The organism is Lachnoclostridium sp. An138 (assembly GCF_002160765.1).
GTDB lineage: Bacteria > Bacillota > Clostridia > Lachnospirales > Lachnospiraceae > Laedolimicola > Laedolimicola faecalis.
In genome coordinates, this window is the sequence record NZ_NFLF01000011.1 from 69,102 (window position 1) to 85,252 (window position 16,151).

General features: G+C 54.3%; 11 protein-coding genes. 9 read left to right on the plus strand and 2 right to left on the minus strand.

Annotation, left to right across the window (positions count from 1 at the left end; genetic code table 11):
• Positions 1-16: 16 nt before the first annotated feature.
• Positions 17-628: a hypothetical protein gene (locus B5E82_RS10580; protein ID WP_242966305.1), complete on the plus strand. Its 612-nt coding sequence runs from the start codon at positions 17-19 to the stop codon at positions 626-628.
• 84 nt (positions 629-712) lie between these two features.
• Here B5E82_RS10580 and feoB read toward each other — a convergent pair whose 3' ends face one another.
• Complete coding sequence (feoB, locus tag B5E82_RS10585; RefSeq protein WP_162610761.1) at positions 713-3,154, minus strand: ferrous iron transport protein B; 2,442 nt, start codon at positions 3,152-3,154, stop codon at positions 713-715.
• A gap of 308 nt (positions 3,155-3,462) precedes the next feature.
• On the opposite strand from feoB, the gene B5E82_RS10590 reads away from it, so the two are divergent.
• The 7 genes from B5E82_RS10590 to secA all read left to right on the plus strand — a co-directional run bounded on the left by B5E82_RS10590 (position 3,463) and on the right by secA (position 13,611).
• A complete protein-coding gene (locus tag B5E82_RS10590) occupies positions 3,463-4,635 on the plus strand; it encodes an SH3 domain-containing protein (protein WP_087307519.1) in 1,173 nt (390 codons plus the stop codon).
• A 75-nt stretch (positions 4,636-4,710) separates the two neighbouring features.
• Complete coding sequence (locus B5E82_RS10595; RefSeq protein WP_087307520.1) at positions 4,711-7,155, plus strand: ATP-dependent Clp protease ATP-binding subunit; 2,445 nt, start codon at positions 4,711-4,713, stop codon at positions 7,153-7,155.
• 436 nt (positions 7,156-7,591) lie between these two features.
• Positions 7,592-8,005: an endosialidase gene (locus tag B5E82_RS10600; protein WP_087307521.1), complete on the plus strand. Its 414-nt coding sequence runs from the start codon at positions 7,592-7,594 to the stop codon at positions 8,003-8,005.
• 37 nt (positions 8,006-8,042) lie between these two features.
• The gene (radA, locus tag B5E82_RS10605; RefSeq protein WP_087307522.1) at positions 8,043-9,407 is read left to right on the plus strand and encodes a DNA repair protein RadA; all 1,365 of its coding nucleotides are present in this window, start codon (positions 8,043-8,045) and stop codon (positions 9,405-9,407) included.
• Positions 9,407-10,177: a phosphoribosylformimino-5-aminoimidazole carboxamide ribotide isomerase gene (gene hisA, locus B5E82_RS10610; protein ID WP_087307523.1), complete on the plus strand. Its 771-nt coding sequence runs from the start codon at positions 9,407-9,409 to the stop codon at positions 10,175-10,177. The genes radA and hisA overlap by 1 nt, the downstream gene beginning before the upstream one ends.
• Before the next feature lie 83 nt (positions 10,178-10,260).
• Positions 10,261-10,785 carry a ribosome hibernation-promoting factor, HPF/YfiA family gene (gene hpf / locus B5E82_RS10615; protein ID WP_087307524.1) on the plus strand — a complete coding sequence of 175 codons (525 nt, stop codon included), beginning with the start codon at positions 10,261-10,263 and terminating at the stop codon, positions 10,783-10,785.
• 255 nt (positions 10,786-11,040) lie between these two features.
• Positions 11,041-13,611 (plus strand): preprotein translocase subunit SecA, encoded by a 2,571-nt coding sequence (gene secA, locus B5E82_RS10620; protein ID WP_087307525.1) that lies wholly within the window; start codon positions 11,041-11,043, stop codon positions 13,609-13,611.
• A gap of 104 nt (positions 13,612-13,715) precedes the next feature.
• Here secA and B5E82_RS10625 read toward each other — a convergent pair whose 3' ends face one another.
• Positions 13,716-14,885 carry an ROK family transcriptional regulator gene (locus B5E82_RS10625; protein ID WP_087307526.1) on the minus strand — a complete coding sequence of 390 codons (1,170 nt, stop codon included), beginning with the start codon at positions 14,883-14,885 and terminating at the stop codon, positions 13,716-13,718.
• Positions 14,886-15,099: 214 nt separating this feature from the next.
• On the opposite strand from B5E82_RS10625, the gene B5E82_RS10630 reads away from it, so the two are divergent.
• Positions 15,100-16,140, plus strand: coding sequence for a substrate-binding domain-containing protein (locus tag B5E82_RS10630; protein ID WP_087307527.1), 1,041 nt, complete (start codon positions 15,100-15,102; stop codon positions 16,138-16,140).
• Positions 16,141-16,151 lie beyond the last annotated feature (11 nt).

Below are 16,151 nucleotides of genomic sequence, written 5' to 3' on the forward strand. Positions count from 1 at the left end.
AAAGGAGGATATGAAAATGAAAATGAGAAAAGTAATGGCAGCGGCAGGACTGACAGCAGTGATGATTCTGGCAGGCTGTGGTGGAAATACGGGAGGAGACGCCGGCCAGACTCAGGAGGCGGAAGAGACTGTTCAGGAGAATACAGATCAGACAGACACAGAGGAATCCGGTCAGGAAGAGTCAGAACAGGCGGAGGAGACTGAAAATGATCAGACAGAACAGAGTGAGGAAAGCGCAGGCGGAGCCGAGACATCAGAGAGCGCGGATGGGGCAGAGACCTATGAAGATAATTTCGCGGTAGACAGCGAGGCTGTGACAGCCTTTGCCGACAGGATCAAAGAGGCTGTGGCAGCAAAGGATCTGGAGGCTCTGGCAGATCTGACCTCTTTCCCGGTCTATGTGGGACTTCCGGATACGGATGGCGCAGTAAATACCCGGGAAGATTTTCTGGCGCTGGGAGCGGATCAGGTTTTTACAGACGAGCTTCTGGCTTCTGTAGAAGAGGCTGATATGAGCGGGCAGGAGCCCAGCATGGCCGGTTTTGTAGTAGCAGGCGAAAGCGGCAGACCGAATATCATCTTCGGCGTCGTGGACGGAAAGCTGGCAGTGACAGGGATTAATTACTAAAGACAAAATATAGAGCAGATGACACAGAGAGGCTGCCGCACCGGAAGGAGTGCGGCAGCCTCTCTGGCATGAAAAAGTTATGTTTCATGCGGAAATGAAGGAGGCACAGGTCATGAAACGGATCATTCCGGCACCCTGCGCGATCAGGAAACATAAAGCCAGGCCCACGGCCGCGGGGAGGACGGCGGCTAACACGGTCCAGCGCCAGGAGCCGGTTTCCTTCCGGATGGTCAGAAGCGTCGTGGCGCAGGGCCAGTGAAAGAGCATAAAGACCAGAGTACACAGGGCTGTGACGGGGGTCCAGCCCTGCGCAGCCAGAAGTTCATGAAGAGAAAGCAGGTTCCCGGTCTCTGTCAGTCCTCCCTGTTGAAGGTAGATGCTTAAAATGAGCGGGATTACGATTTCGTTTGCCGGAAGCCCCAGGAGAAAGCCCATCAGAATCGCGCCGTCCAGCCCGAAGAGGGCGGCAAAGGGGTTCAGAGCGCCAGCGCACAGAGTCAGCAGGCTGGAACCCTGAATCCGGATATTTGCCAAAAGCCAGATCAGAACTCCGGCCGGAGCCGCTGCCGAGACGGCTCTTCCCAGAACAAAAAGTGTCCGGTCAAGAAGAGAACGGATTAGAATTTTTCCGATCTGGGGCTTCCGGTAAGGGGGGAGCTCCAGCGCAAAGGCTGAGGGCAGCCCCCGGAGGACTGTCACAGACAGCAGCCGGGAAAACAGAAGAGATATGCCTGCAGCGGAGAGGATCAGGAGGGTAAGCAGCAGGGCCGGAACCGGGGAAAAGGCCGTGGCGGCGTCTGTGGAAGCTGTCCCCGCAAAAAACATGACAAGCAGGGAGATAAGGGAAATAAGGGCGGGAAAGCGTCCGTTGCAGGGGATAAAAGAGGCTGTCAGGATCGCGATCATGCGTTCCCGGGGCGAATCAATGATCCGGCAGCCTGTCACACCTGCTGCGTTGCAGCCAAAGCTCATGCAGAGGGTCAGCGCCTGCTTCCCGCAGGAACGGCAGCGCTGAAAAGCATGGTCCAGATTGTAGGCAATCCGCGGCAGGTACCCCAGATCCTCCAGAAAGGTAAACAGCGGAAAGAAAACCGCCATGGGCGGCAGCATGACAGAAACGACCCAGGCCAGAACCCGGTACGCTCCGTCCAGCAGAATTCCCCGGAGCCAGCCGGGAGCCCCAAGCGATGTGAACAGGCCGTCCAGCACGTCCTGAAAGCCGGTCAGAAGCTCAGAGAGCAGCCGGGAGGGATAGTTGGCCCCGGCGATGGTCAGCCAGAGAATCAGAGCCAGCAGAAGAAGCATGGCCGGATAGCCGGACAGGCGGCTGGTAAAGATTTGGTCCAGAATCCGATCCGTTTTCCGGGCATTGTCCATATCAGCCTGGACAGATTTGTCAGCGATCTCTTCCGCCCGTGTCAGAATACTTTGCGCAATGATGTCAGAGAGACAGGAAAAATCAGAAATTCTGCCGGCTTCTGTTTTGTCCGTTTCTGCCGTGTCTTTCCCGCAGTTTATCAGCTCTGCCGCCCGCAGTACGGCCCGGGCTTCTTCCAGAGCAGCGTGGACAGAGGGGACCTTTTCAAGGTCAAAGCCCAGATAATCCCGGAGTTTTTCTGCCAGAGAAGCTTCATTTTCCAGAAGGCGCAGCGAGAGCCAGCGTGCGGGAAGAAGGCCGCAAACGGACTCCTGAACGACAGGTTCCAGGATTTTCAGGGCAGCTTCCAGAGGTGCCGGGTAAATAACCGGGGCGGCAGGACCGGTCTTTTGTCCGTCTGTCAGGTCATCCAGAGCGTCTGCCAGAGCGTAAAGCGTCTGCCTGTTCCGGGCGGACACGCCTACGGCAGGGACGCCCAGATTATGGGAAAGAGCGCGCAGGCTGACCCGGATGCCGCGCTTTTCGGCCTCATCCATAAGATTGACGCATACAAGAGTTTTAGGACAGAGTTCCAGAATCTGCAGAACGAGATTCAGATTTCTTTCCAGGCAGGTGGCGTCACAGACGGCAATGACGGTATTTGCGCCGCCGAAGCATAGAAAATCCCGGGTGATTTCCTCTTCCGGAGAATGAGCTGACAGGGAATAGGCTCCGGGAGTGTCTGTAAGCTGATACGTATGCAGAGCCGTCTGAAAAGAACCGGAGGCCTGTTCCACGGTTTTTCCCGGCCAGTTTCCGGTGTGCTGCCGGAGGCCCGTAAGTCCGTTGAAAACGGTGCTCTTTCCCACATTAGGATTACCCGCCAGGGCCGTAGATCTGGGAGCTGGAGTCTTTCCCTGCGCGGAAGGACGCTCCTGTTCTATGAGAATCTCCCGGCTGTCCCGGTTCCGGATGGCAATGACTGCGCCGCGGACCAGAAATGCTTTTGGGTCGCCGGAAGGGCTGCGCCCCACACAGGCTATTTTTGTATTTTCACCAAATCCCAGATCCAGAAAACGCCGCCGAAGTTTCCCGGTACAGGCAAGCTTTCGGACACGCGCGCTCTGCCCGGGATTCAGTTCGCTTAAGGCACCGTATTTGGAAATCAATCAATCCACCTCCGTAAATTTTATTACGCTGATTCTCTGCGCGGACTATTTAATCCGTCCGGACATGACGGCGCGCCGCACACCCGGCCTGAAGCTTTGCCGGAAAGCCCCGGGAGGGCGGGAAATGCCCGTTTTTGGCCGTGCGGATGCCGGGAATGCCGGTGCTATATCATAGAATATGCCAGTAATCTCTAATTTGACAAACAAGGGCCTTTGCGCTTATAATAAGAGCAGTGCAGCGCCGCTTTGAAAACGGCGCTGTGAGAACGAAAAAAGAACGCAGGATATGTGATAATGGAGGATAAAATATGATGAAAAGACTTTGCCGGAGACGGGGAGTTTGGAAATACGTGGGAGGGCTGGCCGTGTGTGCCGCCTGTGTGCTGTTTCTTTCGGCCGGGCTTCAGGGGCAGGCTGCCCGGACGGGTACGGTATCCGTAGAAAGCGCGCGCGTACGCCAGGAGGCATCAACGAGCGCGGGGATTGCCGGTTCCCTTTCTTCGGGTGATACGGTAACGATTGTGGATGAGACAGAAAGCGGCGGCTCTACCTGGTATCAGGTCAGCTATACCCAGGATGGAGAGGAAGTGACCGGCTGGCTCCGTTCGGATCTGCTGTCTGTAAGTGAGTCAGAGGAGCCGGAGGAGACCACGGAAGAACCGCAGGAGACAGAAGAGCCGGAGACGCCGGCGGCGGTCTATACAATCCAGGAGCCTTCGGAAGCGCCGTCTGCGGATTATCTGACGCAGACTTCCGTTCAGGCTGGGGACACAAGCTATACGGCCTGGCAGGCGGACACGGATACGGCGCTTTATCTTGTATGGGCGTCAGCTCCGGATGGAACTTCCGGCTGGTACTGGTATGACCCGGCCCAGGAAACCTTCCAGCAGGACCTGGGACAGTTTGGAGCCCAGGGGCTTGTCACAGCGCTCCAGAATGAGCTTACCAGCTTAAAGGAGTCAAGCGCTTCCAGTCTGAGTATGCGCCTTTATATTATCATCGGACTTGGGGTCCTGAGCGCGGTTCTTCTTGTGCTTGTCATTGTGTTCGCGGTGAAGAGCCGGAATGCAGGCTATGAATATTACGATGACGAAGACGATGAGGAGCCGGAGGACGACGATGACGAGGATGACAGCTGGGAAGAGAAGGGCAGAAAGAAAGGCGGTTTCTTTTCCAGGAGGAAGGCGGAGGAAGACGACGAGGAGGATGATTTCGACGACTTCCTGGCAGCAGTGAATAAGAAGCGGACCGGCGGCGCAGACTTCGGTACGGAGGAAGAGAATGAGGGAGAAGCAGAACCAGAGGAAAAAGTGGACCTGACTCTGACTGCCAACCTTCCTGAGATTGATATGAGCGCAGTGGAAGAAGTGGAGAAGAAAGCGGAAAAGACTCCCGGGAAGACTGAGAAAGCTCAGAAAGAGGACGATGGAGATGAAGACTTCGATATTGAGATTTTTGATATCGATGATCTGAATCTGTAAGATACGAAAGACGCAGAGAAAAAGAAAGGGGCGGGGTGAGCAACTCCGCCCCTTGCAGCAGGAGGATTTTTATTTATGTTTGAACAGTATACGGAAAGGGCTGCGAGGGTGCTGAAGCAGGCCGGAAAGGTATCAAAAGAGCTTGGACAGAATTATGTGGGAACCGAGCATATTTTGATTGCCATTCTCAGAGATACTGGCTGTGCGGCGGCACAGCTTCTGGCAGAGAGAAAGGTAGAAGAAAAGGCTGTATTAGAGCTGATCCGGGATCTGATTTCTCCGGAGGGAAACGTGGCAGTGGCAGACCCCGGCGGCTTTACGCCCCGGGCCGAGAAAGTTCTGAAGGCGGCGGAGCAGGAGGCGGCCCGCTTTCATGAGAGACAGGCGGGCACGGAACATATTCTGATTGCCATGCTCAAAGACGTGGAGTGCGCCGCAAGCCGGCTCTTAAATACGATGAATGTGAATGTAAAAGAGCTGTATTCCGCCATGCTGGATTCCATGGGAAAGACCGGACGGGATTATCGGGAGGAGTCTGCCCGCAGCGGCCGGAGCCAGAGCCGCGGTACGCAGACGCTGGACCAGTACAGCCGGGATCTGACCCGGCTTGCCAGAGAGCGGAAGCTGGAGCCCTGTATCGGCAGAGAGGATGAGATTCGGCGTCTGCTCCAGACCTTAAGCCGGCGGACGAAGAACAATCCCTGCCTGATTGGCGAGCCCGGCGTGGGCAAGACGGCTATTGTGGAAGGATTGGCAGAGAGAATTGCGGAAGGAGCAGTTCCCGATTCCATCAAGGGAAAGCGGGTGCTGACCCTGGATCTCTCCGGAATGGTGGCCGGCACCAAGTACCGGGGCGAATTTGAGGAGCGCATCAAAAATGTTATGGATGAGGTGATGGAAGCAGGAGACGTGCTTCTGTTTATCGACGAGCTTCATACACTGATTGGGGCCGGCGGCGCGGAAGGCGCCATGGATGCGGCCAATATCTTAAAGCCGGCTCTGTCCAGAGGAGAGCTTCAGGTGATTGGCGCCACTACTGTGGAGGAATACAGAAAACATATCGAGAAAGACGCGGCTCTGGAGCGCCGTTTCCAGCCGATTATGGTGGAGGAGCCCAGCGAGCAGGAGACGGTGGAGATTCTGAAAGGACTCCGGAGAAATTATGAGCGTCATCATCAGGTGGAAATCACGGATGAAGCTCTGGAGGCGGCGGTGAAGCTGTCTAAACGTTACATCAGCGACCGCTTCCTTCCGGACAAGGCAATTGACCTGATGGATGAGGCCTGCGCCCGTGTACGTCTGGGCGGGACTCAGCTGGTGCATGCCGCGGCAGAACTGGAGCGGCGTATCGCAGATCTTCTGGGGGACGTAGAACAGGCTGTCCGGGAGCAGGATTTTGAACATGCGGCAGAACTTCGAAAAGAGCGTATGCGGCTGGAGGAAAAACTGCAGAAGGAGCGGGCAAAGACCGGACGCGGACGCGGGAAAAAAGCTCTTACAGTCGGCGAAAATGAGATAGCGCAGATCGTGGCCGACTGGACGAAGATTCCCGTCAGCAAGCTTGCGGAGACGGAGACGCAGCGCCTTCAGAAGCTGGAGAAGATTCTGCACAAGCGCGTCATCGGCCAGGATGAAGCAGTCACCGCAGTGGCCCGGGCTGTCCGCCGGGGACGCGTAGGCCTGAAAGACCCGGGCCGTCCCATCGGTTCTTTCCTGTTCCTGGGACCCACCGGTGTGGGAAAGACAGAGCTTTCCAAAGCTTTGGCAGAGGTGCTGTTCGGGCGTGAGGAAGCTATGATCCGGGTAGATATGTCGGAATATATGGAGAAGCACAGCGTCTCCAAGCTGATCGGAGCGCCTCCCGGATATGTGGGACACGACGATGGAGGCCAGCTTTCCGAGAAGGTACGGCGCAATCCCTATACGGTGATTCTGTTTGACGAGATCGAAAAGGCCCATCCGGATGTGTTCAACATTCTGCTACAGGTTCTGGATGACGGACGTATTACGGATTCGCAGGGCAGAACCGTGGATTTTAAAAATACAGTGATTATCATGACCTCCAACGCGGGGGCCGGTTCCATCATATCACCGAAGCGGCTGGGCTTTGCCTCAAAGGACGATGAAAAGCAGAATTATGAAGCCATGAAGGCCAGTGTGATGGAAGAGGTACGCCGGATGTTCAAGCCGGAGTTCCTGAACCGGATTGATGAAATCATTGTCTTCCACGCCCTGAATAAAGAACAGATGAAGCAGATAGTTACTATTTTATTCAAGGAGCTTATCAGCCGGTGCCAGGAGCAGATGGGTATTACCCTGAAAATCCGGGACAGCGTGAAGACACATCTTGTAGACAGCGCTTATGATGTGAAATACGGCGCCCGCCCCTTAAAGAGAGCTATTCAGACCCAGGTGGAGGACCCGCTGGCAGACGCGCTTCTTTCCGGAGAGATCAGGAAGGGCAGCCAGGTAACGGTCACTATGCGGAGAGGGAAGCTGGTTTTTGATTCCGGAATTTAATTCCGCGGCCCAGTCCCGTCTTTTGTGAGCAAGCTCCCACAGCCGGTCCTGTTCCGTCTTTCCGCCGGGGGATACAGTTCCGCCGTGCAGCCCGAACACGCAGCCGGAGGCAGCGTCTCCGGGCTTATAGGGCGTCCGCCCTATGGAAATCCGGCCCAGTCCCGTCTTTTGTGAGCAAGCTCCCACAGCCGGTCCTGTTCCGTCTTTCCGCACGGCGGAACTGGTGAAAAAAGTTCTGGAAATACGGGCGGGAATCGTTTATAATCAAAACATCAAAGTGAAATATCCCGCTGCAGGCAGCAGGGCATTTGCCCCTCGCGGCGCTTGCCGAACGGATACGCAGACCGCAAGGTTAAGAGAACGGTCCGGGCGGTGTCTGCCCGGCTCACTGCCCGCGGGAATAAAGAGAAGAATCCGATTAGGAGGACGAAAGAAAATGGCAGCAGTAAAAGAATTGATCCGTGCAGAGGCCGATGGCAGTATCAGTTTTGGAGACTATGAACTGGCGTCCAAGACAAAAAAGCAGGATTTTGAATATCAGGGAGATCTCTATAAGGTAAAGACTTTCCGTGAGATTACAAAGCTGGAGCGCAATGATATGTTTGTGTATGAGTCTGTTCCCGGCACGGCAGTGGAGCATTTCCGCGCGGACGCGGATAGTGTGGAGTTTCAGGTGGAAGGACCGGAGGACGCTCAGATCACCCTGGGTATGGAAGATGACACCGAGTATCTGACCCTTGTGGACGGCGTAAGCACGGGAGCGATCAAGACAGGGCTTGGTGGAAAGCTGGTTTTAAGCGTGGAGCTTGGCAGCCGGGACGCAGTGAGCGTAAAGGTATTGAAGGCATAAGCCATAAAGGATACAGAAAGTATAGAAAGAAGGCAGTATGGCAAAGGGCAGGACGACGGTATTTTTCTGCCAGAACTGCGGGTATGAATCCCCCAAGTGGATGGGGCAGTGCCCGGGTTGCAGAGAGTGGAATACCTTTGTGGAAGAGACTGTTGAAAAAAAGAGCGCCGGAAAGGCGAGAGAAGAGAGAAAGGCAGCCGCAGCGCCGGTCTGCCTTTCTTCTATTGAGATGAAAGAGGAGGAACGGGTCAGCGCAGGGATCGAAGAGCTGGATCGTGTTCTGGGAGGCGGAATTGTCCCCGGCTCCCTGGTTCTGGTGGGAGGAGATCCCGGAATCGGAAAATCCACGCTGCTTCTTCAGGTTTGTCAGAAGCTGTCGGGCGCCGGGCATGAAGTTCTCTATATTTCAGGAGAGGAATCCTTAAAGCAGATTAAGCTCCGGGCAGCCAGAATCGGAGAGTTTTCAGACAAGCTGCGTCTGCTGTGTGAGACAAATCTGGATGTGGTTCAGGATACCATACGGGAGCTTAAGCCGGAGGCAGTGATTATTGATTCCATACAGACCATGTATCACGAAAATGTAAGCTCGGCGCCGGGCAGTGTGTCCCAGGTGAGGGAAGCTACCTCCGTGCTTCTGCAGCTGGCCAAGGGGCTTGGAATCACAATCTTCATCGTGGGCCATGTGACTAAGGAAGGGACCGTGGCCGGTCCGAGAGTACTGGAGCATATGGTGGATACGGTGCTGTATTTTGAAGGAGACAGGCATGCTTCTTACCGGATCTTAAGAGCAGTGAAGAACCGCTTCGGCTCTACCAATGAGATTGGCGTCTTTGAGATGCGGGAGAACGGTCTTGCAGAGGTGGAAAATCCGTCAGAATTCATGCTGAACGGCCGTCCGGAGGCAGCTTCCGGATCTATCGTGGCCTGTTCTATGGAAGGAACCCGTCCCATCCTGCTGGAGATTCAGGCTCTGGTGACGAGAAGCCCTCTGGCCATGCCCAGAAGGACTGCGGCGGGAATGGATTACAACCGTGTGAACCTTCTTCTGGCAGTGCTGGAAAAGCGGCTGCGCCTGTCTCTGTCCAACAGCGACGTCTATATCAACATCGCAGGCGGAATCCGTATCAGTGAGCCAGCCATCGATCTGGGCGTGGTGCTGGCGGTGGTTTCCAGCGCCCGGGACAAAGCCATCGACGAGAAAGTGCTGGCCTTTGGAGAGGTGGGCTTAAGCGGGGAAGTGCGGGCGGTCAGCCAGGCAGCCGGCCGGGTCCTGGAGGCGAAAAAACTGGGCTTTACCACGGTGATTCTTCCGGAGGTATGCCGGGAGCAGATAGGAAAAGTAGAAGGCATCCGCCTGTGCGGTGTGCGCACGGTGGCAGATGCGGTAGGGGTGATTCTGTAATGCGGTTTCGTCCATGTATTGACATTCATAACGGCAGGGTCAAGCAGATTGTGGGCGGAAGCCTGAGAGATCAGAACGATTCTGCGGAAGAAAATTTTGTATCGGAGCAGACGGCTGCCTGGTACGCCGCTCTTTATCAGAAGGACGGTCTCCGGGGAGGTCATGTGATCCTGCTGAACGGAGCGGATTCTCCCTGTTATGAGGCCACCAGGAAGCAGGCGGAAGAGGCCCTGCGGGCCTATCCGGGAGGTCTCCAGCTCGGCGGAGGCGTCAGCCCGGAAAACGCGGAAGACTGGCTGGACGCGGGAGCTTCCCATGTAATTGTGACATCCTATGTGTTCCGAAACGGACAGATTCAGTATGATAATCTGGAGAAAATGAGGAATACTGTAGGAAAAGAGCATCTGGTGCTGGACTTAAGCTGCAGAAAAAAAGACGGAGACTATTATGTGGTGACAGACCGGTGGCAGAAGTTTACGGACGTGCAGGTGACGCCGGCGCTTCTGACAGAGCTTTCCGCAGCCTGCAGTGAATTTCTGATTCACGCGGTGGATGTGGAAGGAAAAGCTTCGGGAATTGAAAAGGACCTTGTCCGGATGCTGGGAGACTGGGAGGGAATTCCCGTCACCTATGCCGGCGGAGTGGGAAGCATGGGGGATCTGGAGCTGTTAAAAGAGCTTGGAAAGGGCAGAGTAGACGTGACGATTGGGAGCGCTCTGGACCTTTTTGGCGGTTGTATCCCCTACCAGAATGTGGTATACTTGAACTAGTACAAAAACAGGAAGACCGGGTAAGATTCCGGTGTCCTTTGTACTCCAGGCGCGAGCCAAAAAAGCGTAAAGGAGTTGAGTCTATGCGTTATATTATCAGCGGAAAGAACATTGATGTGACAGAGGGGCTTCGTACAGCGATTACAGACAAGCTGGGGAAGCTGGAGCGCTATTTTACTCCTGACACGGAAGTGCAGGTGACCTTAAGTGTTGAGAAAGAGCGGCAGAAAATCGAGGTTACAATTCCTGTAAAGGGGACGGTTATCCGTTCCGAGCAGGTAAGCAATGATATGTATGTATCTATTGATCTGGTAGAGGAAGTCATCGAGCGCCAGCTGCGCAAATACAAGAACAAGATTGTACAGCGGGAGCAGGGAGGCGGAAGCTTCCGGCAGGAATTTATCGATAAAGAGGCGGAGGATGAGGAAGTGCGCATCATCCGCACCAAGCAGTATGATTTGAAGCCCATGTATCCGGAAGATGCCTGCGTGCAGATGGAGATGCTGGGACACAGCTTTTATGTGTTTGTGAATGCCGAGACCGATCAGGTTAATGTGGTTTACAAGAGAAAAGGCAATACCTACGGACTTTTGGAGCCGGAGAGATAAGACAGGGCTTCGAAGACAGGGAAAATGCCTGTGAGACAGATGAAACGGATGGGGATGCCGGCCGGCTGAGAAATCAGCCGGCCGGCATCCCCGCGTTGCAGATGGAGAATTTCTATTCTTGAATAATTCTCCATATAGTGCTAAAATACAAAACGGAGTATTGCCAGAAGGCAGGAGAAAGCGCCCTGGGGTGCAAGGTGAATTAACCGGAGGTTAAGAGAAAGCGGCCTGGGCCGCAAGGATTGGAGAAATTAGATGGGATTTTTAACAAAGGTGTTTGGTACACACAGCGAACATGAATTAAAGCGGATTTATCCGATTGTAGATCGAATCGAAGCTCTTCGTCCGGAAATGATGAAGCTGTCGGACGAGGAACTGAAAGGTAAGACGAAAGAGTTTAAGAAGCGTCTGGAAGACGGCGAGACGCTGGATGATCTGCTGGTGGACGCATTTGCCGCAGTCCGCGAGGCAGCCAGACGTGTGCTCGGCATGGAGCATTACCGGGTACAGCTGATCGGAGGAATTATTCTGCATCAGGGCCGTATCGCCGAGATGAAGACCGGTGAAGGAAAGACGCTGGTATCGACGCTTCCCGCATATCTGAACGCGCTGGAAGGCAAGGGCGTCCATATTGTTACGGTAAACGATTATCTGGCTCACCGTGACGCAGAATGGATGGGAAAGGTCCATGAAGCGCTGGGCCTGACCGTAGGCGTGGTGCTCAATGGAAGCACAGGAGATGAGCGCCGGGCAGCCTATGCCTGCGACATCACTTACGTGACGAATAATGAGCTCGGCTTCGATTACCTGCGTGACAATATGGTTATTTATAAGGAGCAGCTGGTACAGCGGGATCTTCATTACGCCATCATCGACGAGGTGGACTCGGTACTGATTGATGAGGCGCGGACCCCTCTTATCATTTCCGGCCAGAGCGGAAAGTCCACAAAGCTTTATGAGATCTGCGATATCCTGGCAAAATCCATGAAGCGCGGCGAGGCCAGCGGCGAGTTCAGCAAGATGAACGCCATCATGGGCGAAGAGATCACGGAGACGGGCGATTTCATTGTCAATGAGAAGGATAAGATTGTAAACCTGACCGTGGACGGCGTGAAGCGTGTGGAGGATTACTTCCACATTGAAAACCTGGCTGATCCGGAAAATCTGGAGATTCAGCACAATATTATCCTGGCTCTGCGGGCCAACTATCTGATGCACCGGGATCAGGATTATGTAGTAAAAGACGATCAGGTCCTGATCGTAGACGAGTTTACGGGACGTATTATGCCCGGCCGCCGCTATTCCGACGGTCTGCATCAGGCCATCGAGGCCAAGGAGCATGTAAAGGTAAAACGTGAGAGCAAGACCCTTGCCAATATTACGTTCCAGAACTTCTTCAATAAGTATGACAAGAAGGCCGGTATGACCGGTACGGCTCTGACAGAGGAGAAGGAGTTCCGTGAGATCTATGGCATGGACGTTATCGAGATTCCCACGAACCGTCCTGTCATCCGGAAAGATCTGGACGACGCCGTATATAAGACTAAGAAAGAAAAATTCCACGCGGTAGTGGAGGCCATCAAAGAGGCCCATGCCAAAGGACAGCCTGTGCTGGTAGGTACGATTACCATTGAGACCTCTGAGTATTTAAGCGGTCTTCTGCGTAAGCAGGGCATCCCTCACGAAGTGCTGAATGCGAAATTCCATGAGCGCGAGGCAGAGATCGTGGCTCTGGCCGGCCAGCACGGCGCCGTGACCATCGCCACGAATATGGCCGGCCGTGGTACGGATATCAAGCTGGATGACGATGCCCGTGCGGCAGGAGGACTGAAGATCATCGGCACCGAGCGCCATGAGGCGAGACGTATTGACAATCAGCTGCGCGGCCGTTCCGGACGACAGGGAGACCCGGGTGAGTCCCGTTTCTACATCTCTCTGGAGGATGATTTGATGCGTCTGTTCGGATCGGAGCGTCTGATGAGTGTATTCAATGCTCTGGGCGTGCCGGAGAATGAGCAGATCGAGCACAAGATGCTGTCTGACGCCATTGAAAAGGCTCAGAAGAAGATCGAGAGTAATAACTTCGGTATCCGTAAGAACCTGCTGGAATATGACCAGGTTATGAATGAGCAGCGTGAGATCATCTATGCGGAGCGCCGCCGGGTGCTGAACGGCGAGAGCATGCGCGACGCTATCTACAAGATGATCACCGATACGGTAGAGAATGTGGTAGACAGCCTGATTGGAGATGACCAGGACAAGGCGGACTGGGATCTGATAGGACTGAACGAAAGCCTGCTGCGTACAATCCCCTTAAAGCCCATTACGCCGGAGCGGATTGAAGACAAAAAGAATAAGAATGAATTGAAGCATATGCTGAAGGAAGAGGCTGTGAAGCTTTACGAGCTCAAGGAAGCGGAGTTCCCGAATCCGGAGATGCTGCGTGAGCTGGAGCGCGTATTCCTGCTGAAGGTTATTGACCGGAAGTGGATGGACCATATCGACGATATGGATCAGCTCCGCCAGGGCATCGGCCTGCAGGCCTTCGCCCAGAGAGATCCGCTGGTAGAATATAAGCTGAGCGGCTATGAGATGTTCTCGGCCATGACAGCCAGCATTCAGGAGGAGACCGTCCGGATTCTGATGCATGTGCGCGTGGAAGAGAAGGCTGAGCGTGAGCAGGTAGCCAAGGTGACCGGCACGAATAAGGATACCTCCATGGCGAACGCGCCGAAGAAGCGCGAGGCTGCCAAGGTCTATCCGAATGATCCCTGTCCCTGCGGAAGCGGCAAGAAATATAAGCAGTGCTGCGGAAGAAAGGCATAGGAAGACTGCGGAAGTAAAAAAATGATGTTAATTAAAAAGAGTACTGTTCATTTCATCGCGAAAGATTGAACGGTACTCTTTTTTCTCTTCCTTTCATAGTTCTTTTATATCTTGGCCAGCCCTGATTTTGCGGGCAGATTCAGGTGGCTGACCCCGAGAAAGCTTCGGATGCACACGCAGGCTGCGCCCAGCAGGATAGAAGTATCCTGGAGACCGGAGGGAACCAGGCGGCAGTAGGAATGCATACGGTTTCTCAGATTATCCTGAATGCGCTGCAGCACTTCAGGAAAATAGATCGTGAAGGAGCTGTTTATCACGATGATGTCAGGATTGAAAATATTCAGCAGGTTATTGATGCCAATGGCCATATACCGGACAAAGTCATCCAGAAGCCCCAGGGCTTCCGGTTCCTGACGGCCGCAGGCAGCCACAAAGGCATCAATATCCGTTTTCTCCAGATTCATCCTGTCTGCGTACTGACGCAGGATGGCCCGCTCGGAAGCGTACTGCTCCAGACAGCCCAGATTGCCGCAGGGGCAGGGCCGGCCATCCGGCTCGATGATAGTATGGCCGAATTCTCCGGCGCTGCCGTTAGCTCCGGTGTACAGAGCATTATCAATGACTACTCCCACGCCCACACCGGAGTGAACACTGACGCCGATGAGATTGGGCACATGGTAGTAAAAGGCGTGTTCTCCCAGAGCGGAGAGATTGGCTTCGTTATTGAGAAAGACGGGAACGTGGAATTCCTCTTCCAGTGTCTCACGGAAGGGAAGATCCGCATAGGAGGTATAAGGGGTAAAAAGCACTTCATTTTTCCAGACCATGCCATGGATACCCAGACAGATTCCGACCACCCCCCAGGGAGTGGGCTCCAGTGGCTCCGTCATTTCCCGGATCACGGAGATCAGGAGCGGGAGAATGGTATCGCGGTCCGCGGTGTTGGGATATTGTTTCAGGCGGCAGTTTTCCCCCAGAAGATTTGAGGTCATGGCGGCAATGGTGTCCACGTTCAGGTCGATGGACAGCACATGCCCGCAGGAAGCGTTGAAGGTCAGAAGGATGGGTTTGCGGCCCATGGAGGTGTCGTCGCTTCCCACCTCAATCACCAGATTTTTTTCTATGAGCTCCAGAACGATTGCGGAAACAGTGGCCTTGGTAAGTCCTGACTGTTTGGACAGGGCTGCCCGCGAAATCTTTCCTTCCCGGAGAATAATTTCCAGAATCAGATGACTGTTGATGTCTCTTATTAGTTCTTTGCTTCCTGTTCTCATATTTTACCGCCTTTTGTGCTGCAAATGTAAAATGTTCCGTCTTCTGACTGTTTCCAGTATAATATACTTTGTTTGGAAAGTAAACAAAATACTTGCATTCCCATATGTGAAATGTTACTATAATTCTAAGTTAATTCAGTAAATGAACTAATGCTGGTATACAAGGGGGAATACCGTATGGTCTCTTGCATACCGACGCTAAAGGTGGCCCAAAATGAAAAAGAGAAAAATCAGCTGGGTGGCAGCGGCAGTCTGTTTTCTGCTGCTGCTTTTCGGCGTGACAGTATCTATGCTTGCAGCGTTCCGTTCAAGCGTACGTCAGGTATCGCGGCAGGAGGAACTGGAGGCGGAACGTTTCGGTTCCTATTATGCCCTGATTTCAGAGGATGACGATACCCTGCTCTGGAATTCCGTATACGAAGGAGCAAAGGCAGAGGGAGAAGAAAACTGGGATGCCTGCGTGGAGTTTTTCGGCGGCCGTCTGGTTTCAGAGCGGACCACAGGAGAAAAGCTGCGCATGGCCATAGACGCGGGGGTGGACGGCATCATTCTGAACGGAGACGGAAGCCCGGAGGTGGAAGCGCTGGTAAAAGAGGCCAGACAGAAAGGCATTCCCGTGGTGACGGCGCTGAATGACGGAGCCGAAGACATCCGGCAGTGTTTTGTGGGCGTGAACAGTTACAATCTGGGCAAGGAATACGCGGAAAGAATCTGGGGGCTGCTGCAGGAGATCCGGAGCGACTGCCAGATTCAGGTACTTTTAAATTCCGGGGACGCAGACTCAGGGAAGAACACCCTGTTTCTGGGGCTGAGGGACAGCCTGGAACAGAGAATTTCCCAGAAGGAATGGCCCTGGCAGGTGGAGATCAGCGCCACGGCAGTGGACGGCAGCGACGCGTTTCAGACTGAAGAAGTCATCCGCCAGCTGATGGTGGAGGCTGCGCCACGGCCGAAGATTCTGGTGTGCCTAAGCGAGGCGGACACGAGAAGGGCCTATCAGGCTGCGGTGGACTACAACCGGGTGGGAGAGGTGCGGATTCTCGGGTACTATGAGTCCCGGCAGGTGCTGGAAGGCATAGACAAAGAAATCATTGATTCCACCATCACGGTAGACGGGGAGCAGGTGGGAAGCCTCTGCGTGCAGGCGCTGGGAGAATACCGGAAGACAGGATATGTGAATGGCTATCTTCCGGTGGATACCTGTCTCATCGACAGGGGAAATGTGTCCGAATACCTGGAACGGTATCCGGAATAAGGGGGCTGTGT